Annotated in this window: 15 protein-coding genes; all 15 read right to left on the reverse strand. The window is 57.4% G+C overall.

The genetic code is table 11. The features are described 5' to 3' along the window. Positions 1 to 3: 3 nt before the first annotated feature. Positions 4 to 1,407 (reverse strand): cytochrome c oxidase accessory protein CcoG, encoded by a 1,404-nt coding sequence (gene ccoG, locus NQT62_RS03825; RefSeq protein ID WP_370569121.1) that lies wholly within the window; start codon positions 1,405 to 1,407, stop codon positions 4 to 6. Further along, entirely contained in the window at positions 1,404 to 2,318 is a 915-nt protein-coding gene (gene ccoP / locus NQT62_RS03830) for a cytochrome-c oxidase, cbb3-type subunit III (protein ID WP_256763253.1), read from the reverse strand. Before ccoP ends, ccoG begins: the two co-directional genes overlap by 4 nt. Next, positions 2,315 to 2,524 (reverse strand): hypothetical protein, encoded by a 210-nt coding sequence (locus NQT62_RS03835; RefSeq protein ID WP_256763255.1) that lies wholly within the window; start codon positions 2,522 to 2,524, stop codon positions 2,315 to 2,317. The genes ccoP and NQT62_RS03835 overlap by 4 nt, the downstream gene beginning before the upstream one ends. Beyond that, positions 2,521 to 3,168 carry a cytochrome-c oxidase, cbb3-type subunit II gene (gene ccoO / locus NQT62_RS03840; RefSeq protein ID WP_256763256.1) on the reverse strand — a complete coding sequence of 216 codons (648 nt, stop codon included), beginning with the start codon at positions 3,166 to 3,168 and terminating at the stop codon, positions 2,521 to 2,523. Before ccoO ends, NQT62_RS03835 begins: the two co-directional genes overlap by 4 nt. A gap of 18 nt (positions 3,169 to 3,186) precedes the next feature. After that, positions 3,187 to 4,653 (reverse strand): cytochrome-c oxidase, cbb3-type subunit I, encoded by a 1,467-nt coding sequence (gene ccoN / locus NQT62_RS03845; RefSeq protein WP_256763258.1) that lies wholly within the window; start codon positions 4,651 to 4,653, stop codon positions 3,187 to 3,189. A gap of 56 nt (positions 4,654 to 4,709) precedes the next feature. Beyond that, complete coding sequence (ccoS, locus tag NQT62_RS03850) at positions 4,710 to 4,856, reverse strand: cbb3-type cytochrome oxidase assembly protein CcoS (protein WP_256763260.1); 147 nt, start codon at positions 4,854 to 4,856, stop codon at positions 4,710 to 4,712. Then, positions 4,853 to 7,156 carry a heavy metal translocating P-type ATPase gene (locus NQT62_RS03855; protein ID WP_256763261.1) on the reverse strand — a complete coding sequence of 768 codons (2,304 nt, stop codon included), beginning with the start codon at positions 7,154 to 7,156 and terminating at the stop codon, positions 4,853 to 4,855. The genes ccoS and NQT62_RS03855 overlap by 4 nt, the downstream gene beginning before the upstream one ends. A gap of 70 nt (positions 7,157 to 7,226) precedes the next feature. Further along, the gene (gene dmeF, locus NQT62_RS03860) at positions 7,227 to 8,147 is read right to left on the reverse strand and encodes a CDF family Co(II)/Ni(II) efflux transporter DmeF (RefSeq protein ID WP_256763262.1); all 921 of its coding nucleotides are present in this window, start codon (positions 8,145 to 8,147) and stop codon (positions 7,227 to 7,229) included. After that, positions 8,148 to 8,396, reverse strand: a complete 249-nt coding sequence (locus tag NQT62_RS03865) for a BTH_I0359 family protein (protein ID WP_256763264.1) — start codon at positions 8,394 to 8,396, stop codon at positions 8,148 to 8,150. It lies immediately after the preceding gene. Positions 8,397 to 8,461: 65 nt separating this feature from the next. After that, positions 8,462 to 8,890: a GTP-binding protein gene (locus NQT62_RS03870; RefSeq protein WP_256763265.1), complete on the reverse strand. Its 429-nt coding sequence runs from the start codon at positions 8,888 to 8,890 to the stop codon at positions 8,462 to 8,464. Positions 8,891 to 8,901: 11 nt separating this feature from the next. Then, positions 8,902 to 10,362, reverse strand: coding sequence for a TrkH family potassium uptake protein (locus tag NQT62_RS03875; RefSeq protein WP_256763266.1), 1,461 nt, complete (start codon positions 10,360 to 10,362; stop codon positions 8,902 to 8,904). A gap of 16 nt (positions 10,363 to 10,378) precedes the next feature. Beyond that, the gene (trkA, locus tag NQT62_RS03880) at positions 10,379 to 11,755 is read right to left on the reverse strand and encodes a Trk system potassium transporter TrkA (protein ID WP_256763267.1); all 1,377 of its coding nucleotides are present in this window, start codon (positions 11,753 to 11,755) and stop codon (positions 10,379 to 10,381) included. Continuing rightward, positions 11,752 to 12,453: a response regulator gene (locus NQT62_RS03885; protein ID WP_256763268.1), complete on the reverse strand. Its 702-nt coding sequence runs from the start codon at positions 12,451 to 12,453 to the stop codon at positions 11,752 to 11,754. The genes trkA and NQT62_RS03885 overlap by 4 nt, the downstream gene beginning before the upstream one ends. A gap of 18 nt (positions 12,454 to 12,471) precedes the next feature. Further along, positions 12,472 to 14,745 (reverse strand): ATP-binding protein, encoded by a 2,274-nt coding sequence (locus tag NQT62_RS03890; protein WP_256763269.1) that lies wholly within the window; start codon positions 14,743 to 14,745, stop codon positions 12,472 to 12,474. Then, positions 14,742 to 15,368 carry a DUF4390 domain-containing protein gene (locus NQT62_RS03895; protein ID WP_256763270.1) on the reverse strand — a complete coding sequence of 209 codons (627 nt, stop codon included), beginning with the start codon at positions 15,366 to 15,368 and terminating at the stop codon, positions 14,742 to 14,744. The genes NQT62_RS03890 and NQT62_RS03895 overlap by 4 nt, the downstream gene beginning before the upstream one ends. Positions 15,369 to 15,377: the final 9 nt, after the last annotated feature.

Below are 15,377 nucleotides of genomic sequence, written 5' to 3' on the forward strand. Positions count from 1 at the left end.
GGTTTAATGGGGCGCCAAAAAAGTGGCTTGCTCGGTCACGGGTTTGATGCCGTCACCTTGTAACTGGAATTGAAAGTGGTTGGCACCGGCCAGCAACACATCGGGGTTGCCTTGCACACGCACCACCACCCAACGGCTTTCTGAGGGCAGTACCTCAAAGTGGTCCGCTTCGACCACGCGATATTCACCATCGCCCTGGGCTTTGACATTCACCTGCAAAGGGTGTTCGGTGGTGTTCATCATCATCAAGCGGTACACGTTCTCAATGCGGCCATCGTCCACCATGCGGTAGTTCACCGAACGGTCCCGCACAACGTCCACCCGCAACTCAGGCCGCATGGCAATGCCGGCGACCAATGCAGCAATCAAGCTCCACAGTACAGCGGTGTACACCAGCACCCTGGGGCGCAATGCGCGCTGTAACATCTGCCGGGCGCTCCAACCCTGCTGTAAGGCATTTTGCGTGCTGTACTTCACCAGCCCGCGGGCGTAGCCCATTTTGTCCATCACCTGGTCGCACACATCCACACAGGCTGCGCATCCAATACATTCATATTGCAAGCCCTTGCGGATATCAATGCCGGTGGGGCACACCTGCACACACAAGGTGCAATCCACACACGCCCCCAAACCCAAGGTGGCGGGGTCTGCCTTCTTGCTGCGGCTGCCGCGGGGCTCGCCGCGCTGGGCGTCATACGTAATCAGCAACGTGTCTTTGTCAAACATGGCACTCTGGAAGCGGGCGTAAGGGCACATGTACTTGCACACCTGTTCGCGCATAAAGCCGGCGTTGCCATAGGTGGCCACACTGTAAAACGCAATCCAGAACAGTGACCAACCACCCAATTGCAAAGCCAGGGTGTCGTGCCACAAGGCACGAATGGGCGTGAAGTAGCCCACAAAAGTAAATCCTGTCCAAACCGCAAACACCATCCAGCTGAATTGTTTTGCTGCGGTTTTGACCGCGCGCTCTACGGTCCAGGGGCCTGAGGACAATCGCAGGCGGGCGCTGCGATCCCCTTCAAAGGTTCGCTCAAACCACAGAAAAATTTCGGTGTACACGGTTTGCGGGCAGGCATAGCCGCACCACACGCGGCCTGCCACGGCAGTAAACAGAAACAGGCTGAGTGCGCTCACAATCAGCAAGCCGGTCAGGAAGATGAAGTCTTGCGGGTAAAACACCAAGGGGCCCAACAAAAAGCGGCGGGACTCCACATCGAACAGCACTGCTTGCCGACCATTCCATTGCAGCCATGCGGTGCCGTAATAAGCCAGTTGCGTCAACCACACCATGACCCAACGGGCCCGGGCGTAGGGCCCATGCACCGTGCGGGGCACCACCTTGTCATCGGCTTTGAACAGGCTCACCACCTGAGCCTGGGGTTCTGGTGTGCTGTGCATGGTCATTCCTGGTGGGAGAACCGCCACACATAGCTGGCCACCACACGGATTTGCTCGGGGGTCAATATGGTGGCGTGGCTGGGCATGTGGTTTTCACGACCGTTGCGAATGGTCTCCAAAATCACTTTCTCACTGCCGCCGTACAGCCACACGCGGTCCGTCAGGTTGGGGGCACCCAGCGCGGGATTGCCCTTTCCATCTGCACCATGACAGGCCGCGCAAATTTCCTTGAATTTGGCGCGACCCAATTGGGCGCGCAGTGAATCATTCTCGCGACCGGACAAACTGAGCACATACTGCGCCACAGCGCGCTGGTCTTCACTGCTGCCCACCGCAGCCGCCATGGAGGGCATAGCGCCGTTTCGACCCTGCTCAATCGACACACGAATGGTTTCGGGTTCGCCGCCGTACAGCCAATCACGGTCCGTCAGGTTGGGGAAACCCTTGCTGCCCCGGCCGTCCGACCCATGGCATTGCGCACAGTTGTTCAAAAAAATGCGCTGCCCCATGTCCATGGCCTTGGGGTGCTTGGCCATGTCTTCCAGACTGAGTTGGGCAAATTCTGCAAACAAGGGGGCGGCCTTGGCCTCCACGGCAGCGCGCTCGCGGGTGTACTCATCTTTGGATGTCCACTTGGATGAACCCTCCACCACCACCAAGCCCGGATACCAAGCGAGGTAACCTGCTGCAAACAGCAAGGTGAGCACAAACAGGCCCATCCACCAACGCGGCATGGGGTTGTTCAACTCCTGCAGGTCTTCGTCCCACACATGGCCGGTGGAGTTGGACTGCACATCCAGACTCACTTTCAGCTTTTTCTTGGCCTGAGAAAATAAAAATACGCCGCAGGCCAATATACTCAGCACCGTCACCGCCGCAACAGCCCAGGCCACGGCCTTGATTTGAAAGTCGTTCATGAACGGCCTCCACCGGTGAAATCGCTGTCGTCGTCGTGAATGACCCGCATGGACACCTCTTGAAACTCGGTGTTGCGTTTTCGGCTGTAACTCCACATCACAATGCCGACAAACAGGCCGAATGCACCCACGGTGATGACTTCACGCCAGAACATCACGTCACTGAGCATCACGTCACTGAGCATCACACCATTGAACAGGCTCATGGCTTTACTCCTTGGTTTTGTTGCGCCTGGGCAGTTTGAACAGGCTGGCGAACCCCCATGCCTTGCAGGTAGGCAATGAGTGCATCCAGTTCCGACTTGTCTTTCAGCATCTCGGGTGCCTGGTCAATGTCGGCATCGGTGTAGGGAACACCCACCTTGCGCAGTGCCCGCATGTGGGCTTGCATCTCGTCCGCATCCAATTTTTTTGTTGCCAACCATGAATAGGCCGGCATGTTGGACTCGGGCACCACATCGCGCGGGTTGTTCAGGTGAATGCGGTGCCACTCGTCGGTGTACCGTCCGCCCACACGGGCCAAGTCCGGGCCAGTGCGTTTGCTGCCCCACTGGAAAGGGTGGTCGTACACAAATTCGCCAGCGGTGGAGAAGGGCCCGTAGCGCAGGGTTTCTGCACGGAAGGGTCGGATCATCTGCGAGTGGCAGTTGTAGCACCCTTCTTTCAAATACACATCGCGGCCCGCCAAGCGCAGAGCGTTGTAGGGCACGATGCCAGGTTCGGGCTGTGTGGTGGATTGCTGGAAAAACAGCGGCACAATTTCCACTGCCCCGCCAACGGATACCACCAGCAATACCAGCAACAGCATCAGCCAGGAGTTGGTTTCTATGTGTTCGTGATTCAGGCTCATGGTTTGATCCTCAACAAATCAGTGGGCAGGCACTGCATGGGCCAGGCTGGACAGGGGCGGAATTTTCGCATTCACTGCGCGCCCGGCTCGAATGGTCATCCACACGTTCCAGGCCATCACCAACATGCCCGTGACATACAACACACCGCCCAGAAAGCGCACCACATAGTAGGGGTAGGTGGCTTTCACACTTTCCACAAAGCTGTAGGTCAGCGTGCCGTCGGGGTTGAGGTCGCGCCACATCAGGCCTTGCATCACACCAGCAATCCACATGGCGGCGATGTACAGCACAATGCCGATGGTGCTCACCCAGAAGTGCACTTCAATGGCTTGCTTGCTGTGCATGTGGATTTGACCAAACAGGCGGGGCACCATGTAGTACAGCGAACCCATGGTGATGAAGCCCACCCAGCCCAAGGCACCGCTGTGTACGTGGCCAATCGTCCAGTCGGTGTAATGCGACAAGGCATTCACCGTCTTGATGGACATCATGGGGCCTTCGAACGTGCTCATGCCGTAGAACGACAGGGATACAATCAGGAAGCGCAGAATGGGATCATCGCGCAGTTTGTGCCAAGCACCACTCAAGGTCATGATGCCGTTGATCATGCCACCCCAGCTGGGGGCCAACAGAATGAGCGAGAACACCATGCCGATGGACTGTGTCCAGTCGGGCAGGGCGGTGTAATGCAGGTGGTGGGGCCCCGCCCACATGTAGGTGAAAATGAGCGCCCAGAAGTGAACAATCGACAGGCGATAGGAATAAACGGGACGCCCCACCTGTTTGGGAATGTAGTAATACATCATCCCCAGAAAACCCGCAGTGAGAAAAAAGCCCACCGCATTGTGGCCGTACCACCACTGCACCATGGCATCCTGCACACCGGCGTACACCGAGTAGCTTTTCATCCAGCCAGCGGGAATGGCTGCGCTGTTGACCACATGCAATAAGGCGACTGCAATAATGAATGCACCATAAAACCAGTTGGCCACATAAATGTGCTTGACCTTGCGAATGGCCAAGGTGCCAAAAAAAACAGCGGCATAAGCCAACCAGGTGAAGGTAATCAATACGTCAATCGGCCATTCCAGCTCAGCGTATTCCTTGCCCTGGGTGTAACCCATGGGCAATGAAATGGCCGCAGCCACAATCACCAACTGCCACCCCCAGAAATGAAATGCGGCCAACTTGTCTGAAATCAGCCGTACATTGCAGGTGCGCTGCACCACGTAGTAGGACGTGGCAAACAAGGCGCAACCCCCAAATGCAAAAATCACGGCGTTGGTGTGCAAGGGGCGCAGGCGACCATAACTCAGCCACTCCACCCCCTGCCCCAACTGGGGCCACGCCAGTTGGGCTGCAATCCAGCAGCCCACGGCCATGCCCACCACGCCCCAAAGCACAGCGGCCAGCGCAAACTGGCGCACCACCGTGTAGTTGTATTCTGTGTGTTGTGAGGAATTGCTCACGGAAAGCTCCGCCATCGGAATTCAGGAGCTTTCAGGATGCGCGCTTTGGTCCAAACGCGCCTTGACCTACATCAAGGGTTGTCGTCGTCTTTCAAAATGGAGCGCGCTTCGTCGTCGCGCACCTCAAACTGGCCCGACTTTACCGCCCAAAACAGCGCCACACCCACCACCAACAGCAGGGCCACACTCAGCGGGATCAGCAACAATAAAATGTTCATGCAAAACCTTCTGCCTTGGGGGCTCGCAGCCGCAATGCATTGGCCACCACCACCGCACTGCTCAAGCCCATGCCCAGTGCGGCCATCCAGGGTGACAGCACATTGGACATTGCCAAGGGCAAGGCCAACGCGTTGTACGCCATGGCCCACAACAGGTTTTGCAAACTCAAACGGTGCGCCTGTTTGGCAATCGCCAACAAATCCACCAAGGCCTGCAAGCCAGGTCGCATCAGGAGAAAATCGGACTGTTCGGCACTCAACGTGCTGGCGCTGCAGGCTGCAACAGAAATATCCGACTGGGCAAAGGCTGCTGCATCATTCAAACCATCGCCCAGCATCAATATCCGGTGCCCCATGTGTTGTTGCTGCGCAATCCAGCGCGTTTTTTCCTGGGGTGTGAGGCCACCCAAACGTACATCGAACTTCAGATTTGGCTGCCAGGCGTTGACGGTGTCGGGTTGATCACCCGATAACAGCATGAGCCGATGGCTTGTGGACAGAGCATTCAGTTCACGATCCAGACCCGGAACAGGCTTCAACATCAATTCAAACTGTTGCGCAGCCAGCACTTTGAATGTTGCGAGATCTGGGTTGGGATCACCGGACAGCACTGCGACGTACACAGCACTCCCCGGTCCATCTGCAGAGTACTGCTGAGCCTGGTTCACTGTCAAACCCACAAACGGTGCCGACCCCAGGCGTATCACAGCAGTTTGACCATTCCATTGAACATCCGCTGAGATGCCCTTGCCGATCTTTACTTGAACATTGTTTAGTTGCATGGAGAGGTTCAGGCTCAAGCGATGAGCCTGAGGTAACAGCACCTGAACCAGCGCTTTGGACAAGGGGTGTGTGGAATATTGTGCCAAACGAAAAGCCACGGTATTCAACAGTGTCTCCGGCCAGTCATTGTGCTCAATCAGGCGAATACTTTGGCTTAAAACAGCCTCACGCGTGGTGAGCGTACCGGTTTTGTCCAAGGCGATCGTGTCCACGGCATGCAGATGGTCCAATGCCTCTGGAGAGCGGACCAACACCCCCCTGTCGGCCAACGCTCGAATGGCAAATAAACGCACCAGTGGCAGGGCCAGCGCCAAGGCGCAGGGGCAAGTCACCATCAACACCGCCACCACGGCAGACCAGGCTTGCGTTGGCTGCCCTTTCACCAGGCCCCAGTACACACCACTGGCCACGGCACAAACTGCCACCATGGCTACAAAGAGGGGAAGCAGCCCATCCAGCAAGGCGCGGTGGGCTGGCTTGTTGCTCAAGGCTTTGCGCAACAGTTGGCCCAGTTGCCCCAGGCTTGAGTCGGAATCCAGGGCCAATACGCTCATCTCCAGTGCATCGGCGAGGTTTCGGCTGCCTGCATACACCGTATCGCCAGGCTGCTTGGTCAAAGGGACCTCCTCGCCTGTTCGCATGGCCTCGTCCACTTGCACCACCTCACCAGCAAACCCCAACATGCAGCCATCCACCGGACTGACCTGGCCGCGCCGCAAACGAATGACGTCGTCCCGTTTCAACTGAACCACCGGCCGGGTTTGCCAGGTCCCATCCGACTTGACATCCACCGTCAAGGGCATATCGGGCTGCAGGGCACTCAGATGCTTCAATGCCTGGGCCGTGTGCAGGTTCATCCACCATTGCACCCCCAGCAGCAGTGTCAGCAACATGGCCACGGAATCAAACCACACGGGTAGGCTCACATCCGTCAACCGCAGGCTGCTCAAACCAAAAGCCAACACCACTGAAATCGACACCAATTGGTCCATGACCAAGCGGCCTTCCAGCACAGCTCGCCAGGCCCGCTGGTGGTAAGGTAGCGCGCAATACAGCATCAAAGGCAAGGCAATCACCCACTGCGCCCAACGCAACAGCAAAGTTTCCGCATGGCCAATGTCGGACGTGGAATAGACATACTCGGGTGCGCTGTACATCATGATTTGCATCATGGCCAACAAAGCCACCAAAAACCGCAGCAAATGCGAACGGGTTTGGTGTAGCTGGCGGTCACTTCCGGGATTGTTTGGGTCAGTGCCCGAACTGCTCAGCGAGTAGCCCATGCGGAGGGCACGGTCTGCCAGTTCATCGATGGCTGGCGCTCGGCCGGCCACCCAGTTGGCCCAACCACTGGCCGGGTTAACGGAAAATTCATCCAGACCCGCAATACGACCAGCAACCTGCTCCAGTTCCACAGCGCAGGCAGCGCAGTCCATACCCGTGACACGGGCGAAACCGGCCCACCGACCGTCCGCCTGGCGGGTTTGAATGGTTGACAGTAAAACGGCTTGCTGCATGCGCACCGGTGGCTCGAAGTGATTCAAACCACAGCTTACGCCCGGGACACTCCCTGGACCTTGATCTGGATCAAGGCTTGGATACCTGCACGGTCACGTGGGTCAGTGGCAGGTGGGACTGTTCAATGGCCCGGTGAACATCGGCCACTTGAAGGCTCTCCGACTCCAGCCAAGTGGTGGCGGCAAACTTGGCCGAGCCCACCCGCCACACACGGAGGTCTTTCACTGCAGTGCCCGGCAGCGCAGTCAGAATGCCACGCAGTTGTTCAACCACAGGGTCGTTCATTTCACGGTCCAGCAGCACGCGGGCGGATTGCACCAGCAACCCTTTGGCCCACACAGCGACCAGCACTGCGCCCACCACACCCATGACAGGATCCAGCCAATTCAGCCCGTAAAACCAGGCGCCCAACAATGCAACAATGGCCAGCACCGAGGTCAACGCATCCGTCAGCACATGGATGTAGGCCGCTTTCAAATTGAGGTCATGGTGCTTGTGTCCATGCTCATGGTGGTGATGGTGTTCATGACCCTGGTGATTCAGAATGAGCGCGCACACCACATTGATGAGCAAACCCACCACAGCCACTGCCACCGCCTCAGCGTAGTGAATGGACTGCGGCTCAATGAGGCGCTCCACTGAGCCCACCACCATCAACACCGCCACACCAATGAGGAACACCGCACTGGCAAATGCAGCCAGTACCTCGATTTTGTAAGTACCGAATGCAAAACTGCGGTCGTTGGCCAAACGGCGTGAAGTGGCGTAGGCAAATGCGGCCAGGCCAATGGCCAATGCGTGCGAACTCATGTGCCAGCCATCGGCCAGCAAGGCCATGGAGTTGAACCACAGCCCTGCTGCAATTTCCACCACCATGGTGGCCAAAGTGATCCACATCACCCAGCGGGTGCTTTGTTCCGCTTTCTCACTGCCAGCGTGAAAGGTGTGTGGATGGGGGTGATCGTGATCGTGGTGGTGGTGTGACGTCATTTAATGCAAAGTGACGCGGGTCTGCATCCAGGGTTTGTAACCTTCAATGAATGCCTCAATGTCATCCAGATCAGGCTCCTGCTTGGCCAGGTGTCGAACCTGTTCCCGGAAGCGGTCGGCTGCGTCGCCATGCAAAAACAACTCCCGCTGGTTGTTCTTGTCTACAATTTCGATGCCGTAGCTGGGTTGCCCCTCACTCAACACCAAGTCGACCACGCAGTAGTACGGGCTATCAATCATCATCAGCATGACAGTTCCTCCCTGATCTCATTGTTCAATGGATATATCGGGTGCGCAAGCCAAAATTCAAGGGCTCACCCATCATTGCCTTCTTTCAACAACACTTCACTGAACCAGGGTTGCCATTGCGGCTCGCTCAGCAAGGCTTGAACTTGCGTGACATGGCTTTGGGAATCCAGCTCCAGAATCAACCAATCGGGCTGGTTTAAACGCAGAGTACGGCCCAAATGGGTGGACAACAGGAGCTTGGAGGAACAACAGGCGCAGCCCGGTGCCAGGCGCAGCAGGTGAATGCCCTGCGCTTTCAAGGCTTGGTCGGCTTCAAACACCTGTGCCTGCTCCTCCACCGACAGCACTGAAAACAATTCGCTGTTGGCCAGCAGGGTGGTTTTACCGTGCACCGGGCGTTCATGCAGCAAGGTATCAATGGCCTGTGCGCGTGCTTTCGGGTTGCGGCCTGCCACCAGCCAGAGCAACGTTTTGTTTGCGGTGGGGCCTGCCATGCCAGTCTGCCTTATTTGCGCCAAAAGGCGGGGGTGAACAACACCAGGATTGGCAACAACTCCAAACGCCCCAACAACATGGCAAACGTGCAAACCCAGGTTTGAACATCCGTGAGCACCTGAAAATTCCCGGCTGGCCCCACAGCCCCCAAGCCCGGGCCCAAGCAGTTGATGGAGGCGATGATGGCGGAGAAAGCCGTCACCGGATCCAGCCCGGTGAACATGAGCAACATGGACAGCACAATCACACTCAGGCCATACATCAGCATAAAAGCCAGCACGCCGAAGATCACTGCATTTTCCACTGGCACGCCACCAATCCGCACCGGGTTTACCGCGCGGGGGTGCAGGGTGCGGGACAACTCCCGAAATGCCTGCTTGATGAGGATGACCGCCCGCATCATTTTGATGCCGCCCCCCGTGGAGCCTGCAGCACTGGCCAGCATGCTCAACAACAGCATCAACATGGGCGCAAAGGCCGGCCATTGCGCATAATCGGTGTTGGCAAAACCAGTGGTGGACGCCACCGAGATGGTGTTGAACACTGCGTAGCGAAACGCCTCGGACACCTGCATGTACTGCCGGTTGGCCAACAGGTAGGCGGTGATCAACAACACTGCACCGGCCAGCAAGGCCACTTGCCAGCGGGTCTCGGGACAGGTGAGGTAGGGTTTGATGGAGCGCCCACGCCAGGCCAAAAAGTGAATGGAAAAGTTCACCATGGCAATCAGCATGAACACCACCGCAACCGCCTCGATGGCCGGAGAATTGAAGTGTGAAAAACTGGCATCATGCGATGAAAACCCGGTGAGCGACATGGTGGAGCCCGCATGCATGAAGGCATCCAGCCAGGTCATTCCAGCCCATCGGTAGGCCAACACACAAGCCAGTGAGATCACCAGGTAGACCAGATACAAGGCCCGTGCAGTTTCGGTGATGCGTGGGGTGAGTTTGCTGTCTTTCATTGGACCAGGTGTTTCTGCCTTGAACACCTGCGATCCGCCCACCCCCAACAGTGGCAAAATGGCCACCGCCAAGACCAGAATACCCATGCCACCCACCCAGCACAGCAAATGCCGCCACATGTTGATGCTGGCCGGTAGTGTGTCGAGCCCGGTCAACACGGTGGCACCGGTGGTGGTCAATGCCGACACCATTTCAAAATAAGCATCCGTGAAACTCAAGTGCGGTAGGTACAACATCATCGGAACGCAAGAGACTGCCGGGATCGCGGTCCACAGGGTGGATACCATGAGAAAACCATCTCGGGGTTGGAGCTCCCGCCGATAGCGGCGGGTCAACATGTGCATCAACACGCCCGTCAAGAAGGTGATGAGAAAGCCCGCCAGAAATGCGGACACCGTGGGCTCCGCGTGCAGCACGGCATACGCCAGCGGTACCAGAAAAGTGACTGAAAACAGCGCCAGGGCAAACCCGAGCACGGCCAGTACCGGGAAAAGGGACCGTTTCATAAAAAGAAACCCCGCTTTAGAAGAAGGCAACGCCCACCTGAAACAGCTTTTCAACTGCAGGCACCAGTTTGCGGTGTTCAACAAAGGTGATGACATGGTCATCGGCCAACACCACCGTGTCGTGGTGCGCCATGATGACCTGCTCACCACGCACAATCGCACCGATCACCGCACCTTTCGGCATGGGAATGTGTTCAATGGCACGGCCCACCACTTTGGATGACTTGGCATCGCCGTGGGCAATCGTCTCAATGGCCTCGGCCACCCCGCGCCGCAGGCGGTGCACAGCCACCACATCGCCGCGGCGAATGTGTTTAAGCAATTCGCTGAGTGTGGCATTGGACGGTGCCATGGCAATGTCGATTTGCCCGCCCTGCACCAGCTCGGCGTACACCTTGCGCTGAATGAGCGTGATGACCCTGCCCGCACCCATCTTCTTGGCCAACAGTGAACTCATGATGTTGTTTTCATCATCACTGGTCAACGCAATGAACAAATCGGCATCCTGCACATTCTCATCGGCCAACAAATCTTCATCGGTGGCATCACCCAACAACACCAGGGTGCGCGAATTCAATTGCGTGGCCAGGCGCTCACAGCGGCCATGGTCGCTTTCGATGATTTTGACCTGATAGTCATTCTGCAAGGCCAGGGCCAGGCGCAAACCAATATTTCCACCGCCGGCAATCATCACCTTGGTCACCGGCTTGAGTTGTCGGCGAAACTCTGCCATCACCGTGCGCACATGGGCCGTCGCACACAGGCAAAACACCTCGTCACCCGGCAATATGGTGGTGTACCCATCCACCGGCACGTGCTGATTATCACGAATCAGGGCCACCACGCGCACATCCACCCGAGGCAGGTGCGCCTTCAACTGTTCAATCGCTTGTCCAACCAAGGGGCCACCCGCAAAGGCGCGCACCGAGACCAGCATTACCTGCCCGTTGGCAAACTCCAGCACCTGCAGAGCACCCGGGAATTCAATCAGCCGCTCAATGTGGTCTGTCACACTTTGCTCGGGGCAAATCACGTGGTCGACATTGAAGCCATCGTCGCCGTGCAACCGGGCCTGCTCCACCAGCTCGGGTGCGCGCACGCGGGCTATGCGTCGCGGTACATTGAACATCTGCGCGGCAATCCGGCACGCCACCAAATTGATTTCATCGCTGCGGGTTACCGCCACCAGCATGTCCGCATCCTCTGCGCCAGCCTGCTTCAGCACACTGGGATAAGCCCCGTTACCCTGGACGGTTTGAAGGTCATACCGGTCCTGGAGATCAGCCAAAATTGACGGATCCGGATCAATCAACGTGATGTCGTTGTGCTCGGAGACGAGATTTTCGGCAAGGCTGGCGCCCACGCGCCCAGCCCCCACGATGATGATTTTCATGCCATGGATTTGCGGGCTGTACGGCCCACTTCTACACCCAACTGCTTGAGCTTGCGGTACAGGTGCGTGCGCTCAATGCCAGTGCGTTCGGCCAAGCGGGTCATGCTGCCATTTTCAAGGCGAAGATGGTATTCAAAATACACGCGCTCAAAGGCGTCCCGGGCGTCCCGCAGGGGGGCGTCCAGGTCCAGGGTGGAGAGTTCGGCCATGGCCATGCTCAGCGGCGTGGTTTCCACATCGGCAGGCTGAACATTGGCGGCCACACCGGGTGTTCCGCCCACAGCCTGAGTTTTTGTTTGGGCCTGCATCAGCGCACGGGCCGATTGCACCATCTTGCCCCGAGTCAGTCCTTTTTCAACTGCGCCCAACAGCTTCTGCAGGCTGATGGGTTTTTCCAGAAAGTCCAGGGCGCCAATGCGGGTGGCCTCCACCGCGGTGTCGATGGTGGCGTGGCCGCTCATCATGATGACCGGCATGGTGAGCTGCCCCTTCACAGCCCATTCTTTCAGCAGCGTCACCCCATCGGTGTCGGGCATCCAGATGTCCAGCAGCACCAGGTCCGGTGCGGACGATTCGCGCATGTTCCGGGCCTGGCTTGCATTTTCGGCCAGTAAAACCTCATGACCTTCATCGCCCAAAATTTCAGACAACAGTTCACGAATTCCAATTTCGTCATCAACAACGAGAATGGTCGCCATCTTGCAGTGTTCCTTCCTCTATGCGGCCTGAGTGTGTTCGATTGGCTTTTCGGTGCCGTTCAGAACTGGAAACGTGATTTCCACAGCAGCACCGTAAACATGTCCTTGTGCATCAACCCTGTTGCGAATGGCAATTCGCGCCTTGTGCTCGTCCGCAATTTTTCGAACAATGGCGAGCCCCAGGCCAGTGCCCTTGGTTTTGGTCGTGATGTAAGGCTCAAAAGCCTTGTCCAGCACGTCAGCCTTGAAGCCTGGCCCATTGTCGGCCACCACCAGCTTCACACCCACCAAACCATGTTGCTCGCCCTCCGGAGATTTCACCCCCTCGGTTCGAATCTCGATTCGGGGCGTCTCGCTTTCTCCACAGGCATCCAGTGCATTTTGCAACAAATTGTGGATGACTTGGCGCAACTGAGACGAATCTCCAGCCACACCGGGCAAATTTTTCGTGAGTTTCGGAATCAGGGTAGAGTCGGCGGTCACCCCCAGCTCAACATGAATGTCATACAGGGCCAGTACATCGGCCACCAGTTCATTCAAATCCAGTGGCTTCAAATCGGCTGGTGGCAAACGGGCGTAGTCCCGAAAATCATTCACCAGTTTCTTCAATGATTCGACCTGGTTCACAATCGTCCGCGTGGCGCGCTCCAAAATCCCGCTTTCGGGCTCCACCAGTTTGTCCGCCAGTTTCATCTGCAAACGCTCGGCCGATAACTGAATGGGCGTAAGCGGGTTCTTGATTTCATGGGCCAAGCGACGTGCCACCTCACCCCAGGCCACCGTACGCTGCGCTGAAATCAGCGCGGTAATGTCGTCACACACCAGCACATAGCCCCCCTTCTCGCCCGGCAAACGTGAGCCGCGAACCAGAATCGACTTCGAACTTTGGGAGTCAAAGGCGCGGGGTATTTCCAGTTGCTTTTGCCAAATGCCACCGTCATCCAGATTGTCACCGGGGTTGTCGGCCACACTGGCCCGAACCGCCATGGCAAAGCCTTTCAGTCCATCCATGTCGTCCAGGGGTTTGCCAATGTTGTCTGACAGCGCACGGTCAAAAATTCGAAGCGCACCCTCGTTGTACATTTTCAACCGCAGCTTGTGATCCAGCACCAACACACCGGCTGACAAACTGCCCAGCAAACTTTGCAGAAAGTCGTTGTTGGCGGCCAACTGCGCCTGGTTGGCTTGCAAGCGGCGCTGAGCCTCCGACAGTTGCTGCGTCATGGTGTTGAACGATTCGGTCAGCTCCCGCAGTTCATCATCAGCATTCACCGGTTGCATGGTCTTGAAATTGCCACTGGCCAGGGCCTTGGTGCCCTCGGCCAGCCACAGCAAAGGCGCTGAAAGCCGGGTGGACAACCAGAACGCTGCCGCCACCGACACAAAGACCGTGAGCAACAAAGCCAGCGTCAGCGTAATGCCATAAATTTTTCGCAAACCGGAACGGGACAACTGCAGCTCTTGATAATCCCGATACACCGACTGCACCGCATTGGCCCGCTGCGACAGTGACAGGGGCACGGGCTGTAGAATTTGAACATAGCGCTGGCCCAGATCAAAACTGGTCAGGGGCGGCGCAATCGGCACCACCACTCGCATGATGAGCCGCGTGTCCGGGTCGGACGGATCAGGTTCAATTTGTTGAAAAGGACGTGTCATCAGCGCCTGGCGCAGCATTGATGGCGCTGGCAAGCTGGGCAGCAAATTGTCCAGCGAGCCGCCGGAGCTGCCAATCACCTGGGCTGTTTCTGTCAGCAGGGTCAACTCTTGCACGTTGGCTGCATCGCGCAGGCGGCTCAACTCCAACAGTTGCTGGCTGGGAGTCGCCCGTGACAATTCCAGCGAAATCGACTGCCCTTTTTGGCTCAGTTCATTAACCAGGCTGTCCAACGCGGTCTGACCCAGATTCAAGCCCGACTCCAGCGCGCCATCCACCCGCACATCGAACCAGCTGTCGATACTTTTGGCCAGAAACTGCACCGACACCACATACATCAGCAGGCCCGGAATCAGCCCCATCAGCGCGAACGAGAGGCTCATGCGCAACATGAGGCGTGAGCCAAAAACGCCCGCCCGATAACGGCGAACCATTCGAACCACCAGCACCATGAGAATGCTGAACATGCCCACCGCGATCATGCCGTTGAGTGAAATCAGCAGCGGGTAATTGGATTCGAAAAAATCCGTGTTGGAAGAGGCCGATGCCAGCACGAATAAGAAGACGCCGCCCAAGCCAGCCAGAATCATTAAGGTGTAGCGCAGCCAGCGGGTATTTTCGAGCCACGGGTTCATTTCAGCAGCTCCTGGCGGGGCGTGAATTCAAAGCTCAGCCATTCGGAGGACAAGTCCCACTCACTGTTAACCAAGGCGCTGATCTGGAACGGCTTCGGAAGTTCGGTCAGCACCAGGCGGAAACGCACCTGTGCCGTGTAGGGTTCACCCATTTTGACCTGGTCTTTGCGCAACACCGGCCAGTCCACCACCCGCACCATCTGGGCCAAGGCATCTTCATAGCGAGCCACGTTGTACACACCGGAAGGCATGGCCAGGCGGTATGTGCGGGTCAGTGCGTTGTAGGACAGGTTCAGCGTGTAACTGGCCGAGGCAGTCTCCTCGTCCATCCAGTACCAGCGGTTCTTGGTCAGCTTGAAATCCACCGCAAACTGCAACGGCAAACCACGGTCCAAGGCCTCGCGCAGGCGCTGCCCCAACTGAATATCGAACTCAGCTGCCAGGTTCCAACCCGGGTGCTGGGCATTGCGGGCTGGTTCCAGCTTGACTGCTTTGATGCGCGTGAAGGAGTCCTGCTGGGCATGCACCAGGGCTGTGTGCCCGATCAGTGCGCAGGCCAGCACCAGCCACAACAATGCTTGCCATGCGCGGTGCAGCGTGAGGTTTGCCTCCAGCAGTTTCAAGGCAACTCC

This window comes from Limnobacter humi, assembly GCF_024518835.1.
Taxonomy (GTDB): domain Bacteria; phylum Pseudomonadota; class Gammaproteobacteria; order Burkholderiales; family Burkholderiaceae_B; genus Limnobacter; species Limnobacter humi.